At 37.8% G+C, this 1,525-nt stretch carries 1 protein-coding gene; it reads right to left on the bottom strand.

Annotated elements, in window-relative coordinates; all coding sequences use genetic code 11:
- Nucleotides 1-28 precede the first annotated feature (28 nt).
- Complete coding sequence (locus BAZO_RS10035) at nucleotides 29-1,270, bottom strand: L-lactate MFS transporter (protein WP_004431200.1); 1,242 nt, start codon at nucleotides 1,268-1,270, stop codon at nucleotides 29-31.
- Between the last annotated feature and the right edge of the window lie 255 nt (nucleotides 1,271-1,525).

The raw sequence follows: 1,525 nt of genomic DNA, 5'->3' as shown, positions 1-1,525 counted from the left end.
ATAATTTAATGCGCTTTAAAGTAGTTTTTTATGATTTTCTTTTTATTAATTTGCTGGCTTTAATGAAATCTCGTTGTATCCAGAATGAGATTAGCAGTGCCAATAGATCAATCAAAATAAAGGCAGCTAATGTCAAAGTATAATTGTGGAACAGTTGATGTGTTAATGATAATAGTAATGGTCCAACAACTCCGGCAGCAGCCCATGCTGTCAGTACATATCCATGAACAGCTCCTAATTCTTTAGTACCAAAGACATCACCTAAGTAGGCTGGGATGACAGAAAAGCCTGCTCCATAACAAGACATCAACAAGCATAATGCAATGACAAATAGGAGCGGTAATTTGAAGATGAGTATGGCTGAAAGCATTACAATATCGAGAATAAAAATGGCACTGAAAGTAGCAGGGCGCCCGATATAATCAGACAAAGTTGCCCATATCAAACGTCCAAAGCCATTGAAAAGGCCTATGATTCCAACCATAATTGCGGCTGTTTGGACAGACATGCCAGTCATACTTTGAGCCATGGGGGATGCAGCTGAGACAAGGCCGATCCCGCATGTAATATTGATAAAGAACATTATCCAAAGAAAAGTGAAGGATTTAGTTTTGAGGGCTTGGTTAGCTGTTAGCTCCGGTCCTCGGGTTAGACGTGTTCCCTTTTTTTGAGAAATGCTATTTTCAGTAGTGCTTGATAGTGCCAGATTTGGACGAACAATAAACTGTGCAGCGAGCAGCATAATAACAAAATAAAATGTTCCTAAGAAATAGAATGTTTGTTCAAGACCAACACTAGCCATTAGCTGTTGAGCAACAGGACCAGTCAGCATTGCTGCAAAACCAAATCCCATAATAGCTAACCCCGTTGCTAAACCGCGTTTGTCTGGAAACCATTTAATAATTGTTGATACAGGGGTAACGTATCCTGCTCCCAGTCCTAATCCGCCTATGACACCATATGAGAGATATAATAGCCAAATTGAATTTTGATGGATAGCCCAACCAGTCATAATGGTTCCAGTTCCGTAAAGAAAGCTAGCAATAGTTCCCGTTAGTCTAGGGCCTATTTTTTCAACGACTTTGCCCATAAAGGCGGCTGACATTCCCAAGAAGAAAATAGCGATACTAAATGCAAGAGCGACTGAGGATTCTGCCCAACCATTTTGTTTTGCAATTGGATTAGTAAAAACACTCCAAGCATAAACTGAACCAATCATTAAATGAAACATGACACCTGCAAACGCAACAACATAGCGATTTGTTTTCAAGACAAATTCCTCCATTTTTGATAGTATACGAATAAGTATACGAATAATTTAAACGTTGTTAACAACCATTGTTGGCATATAATAATAATATCACATTGATTATCACATTTAAACAATTAAATTTTAGTATAAGACGAATTTTAACGTTGGCTAATGAAAAGTACATTTAAGTTAGCTATAGTACTGGGAAAAAACAAATTACGGTTGCTGTTTTTGAACAAATAAAAAAGCACAGGGAACCTAAAGTGCTCCATA

This window comes from Schinkia azotoformans LMG 9581, from assembly GCF_000307855.1.
GTDB classification, from domain to species: Bacteria; Bacillota; Bacilli; order Bacillales; family Bacillaceae_J; genus Schinkia; species Schinkia azotoformans.
The sequence above is the reverse complement of the archived record's forward strand: the minus strand, read 5'-3'. Positions and strand labels throughout refer to the sequence as shown.